Annotated in this window: 2 protein-coding genes; both read right to left on the reverse strand. The window is 37.6% G+C overall.

Annotation, left to right across the window (positions count from 1 at the left end; all coding sequences use genetic code 11):
- Nucleotides 1–64: 64 nt before the first annotated feature.
- Entirely contained in the window at nucleotides 65–1,495 is a 1,431-nt protein-coding gene (locus F6K13_RS29105) for a GTP-binding protein (protein ID WP_124155166.1), read from the reverse strand.
- A 422-nt stretch (nucleotides 1,496–1,917) separates the two neighbouring features.
- On the reverse strand, nucleotides 1,918–2,091 hold the full coding sequence (gene rpsU / locus F6K13_RS29110; protein ID WP_124146000.1) for a 30S ribosomal protein S21: 174 nt from the start codon (nucleotides 2,089–2,091) through the stop codon (nucleotides 1,918–1,920).
- Between the last annotated feature and the right edge of the window lie 210 nt (nucleotides 2,092–2,301).

Raw genomic sequence — 2,301 nt, forward strand, 5'->3', positions numbered from 1 at the left:
ACTTTACTATTACTCTGCAATACTATTTTTTCGTTAGTAAAACTTTCCTGATTTTGCTATTTTGCTATTGCTGATTACTGAAATTTTTGATGTTTAACTTAGCTATTAACTCTTCCTTAATTCGACCCATAATTGAAGTTTCATCCAGAGATTCTAAAATATGACTCACTACAGCTTTTGGACCTTCTTCTCCCCAAGATGCACCATTAGCAAGATAAGTTTTGCTTACTTGTCCAATTCCATAAGATGATAAACCTGCCACTGCAGCTTGAGTTACCGCTACAGATAAATAAGGCGCTAAAGACAACCCACCAGTAGCAGGTGCAGCTAAACCCAATAATCCTTTCACAGAACTTAGTCCTAGATTTGCCACTAATTCACTAGCTGTAATGCCACCCATACTAATAGCTATCTTTTGCAGTAAATCTATTGCTCCGCTTTGGCTCATGCTTATACCATACAACTTTGATAAAGTCAATATCATAGCTACATCAATCACAGCTCCACTCAGAATATCTACCACAGTTACAGGGTTAAGAGCGATCGCCATGGCTTTGGCCATTACTGCTTTCCAGATTACTTGATTAGCACTTTGTTCGCGAATTTCTATTTTCCGACGCACCAACTGCTCGTTGACATTATCAGCATAGAGCATACTATTGAGAGCTACCAGAGATTTACCTTCTTGGTCTAAAATTTCTAATATTTTTAGCTTTAAATCTTCTATCTGGGGTTCCCCCCGCTCCATCTGTACTGTAATATTACTGTCAGGTTGTCGCAATACCTTAGCTACAAGTGGATAAGCTGCTGCCATGACTATTTCCTTGGGAGATAGTAGCTCACGGACTCGCTCATCTCGGATTTTATTGTATATAGCTAGTCTATCTGCTTCTGGATACTGGTCTATTTTATTAAATACCAACAACATCGGTTTACCAGCGTCTCGTAATTGGGAAAGAGCTTCATATTCTACTTGAGTAATATCTCCTGCCACAATAAACAAGAGTAAGTCTGCCTGCTTTGCCACCTGTCGGGCCATCAGTTCGCGAGTTTCTCCATCTACTTCATCAATACCGGGAGTATCGATCAGTTCAATTTGGGATATTCTGTAAGAAACTAGAGAGGTATCAGATGAGGGTTCTGTTTCTTCTAAGTTATCTTTCCCTAATTGCCATTGCTTAATTTCTGTAGTTTTGGTAACACCATGAATTGGGCCTGTTTCAAATACTTTTTCACCTAACAAAGCATTGAGAACTGAAGATTTACCTCTTCCTACCATACCGAATACGGCAATATGTACAGAGGCTTTTTCCAGTTTTTCTAACATTGATTCTAAACCAGAAATTTCTGAGTCTAATCCGGTTCTTTCTTCGGGAGTTAAATCTATATTATCTACGATTTCTTTTAAAGCATCTTTTGCATTGCGGATATTAAGTTCTGCTTGAATATCTGCAAAACTTAGTATTGTATTGTCTAGTTCTCGATATACATTCATTTCTGGATAGTTTTCATTTAATAATTAATTCCCTATTCTAGTTGTTGATTTCAACTTTATTGAATAAGGCAAAAGGCAGGAGGAGTGTCCCCTACCCACAGGGCTAATTCTTTGTCGTCAGAGAATATTTACAACTCTATATTTTTGGTTAACTAGTTCTAGCAAGATCTAGGAAATTTCAAAGGATACAATTTTTCTAAGCGTGACAATAAATTAACCCTACACCGTCAACGGAGGTGCTGAAAATTGTTTGGGGTTATCATACACGCGCGTGGTCTGTCGTTGACTATGCATAAGCAATTAGACCTTCTTCCTTCTTCCTTCTTCAAATTAGACATTACTAATATCATAAAATACTAGCTAAAGCTCTATAAAATTTATTTCAACACTTCTATAATATTTGCCACTGTAAATTTTTTGCTTTAATAAAATTGTTTTTGACGTCGTGCTGCTACTACCTTTTTCTTTCGTTTTTCCTGAGAAGTTTCAAAGTACCGACGTTTTTTCACATCTGCAAGGATACCTGCTCTAGAAACTTGACGCTTGAATCGCCGGAGGGCCAACTCTATACCTTCGTTTTTACCTAGTAATATCAAATCCGGTTAAACAACCATAGAATGGTTAAGTTAGGAGGAGTCAACCCACCCCTCGCCCCTCCCAGGAGGGGAAGTCAGGAGTCAGGAGTCAGGAGAAGAAAGAATTACAAAGATGAGCGTAGTTATGACGATTGAAGATTTTTTTTATGTCCAATTAAACGGATTTGATATAACACTTGGGTCATTACTTTTTCTTTTTGTCTTTACAGA

The sequence above is a fragment of the Okeania sp. SIO2B9 genome, from assembly GCF_010672505.1.
GTDB lineage: Bacteria > Cyanobacteriota > Cyanobacteriia > Cyanobacteriales > Microcoleaceae > Okeania > Okeania hirsuta.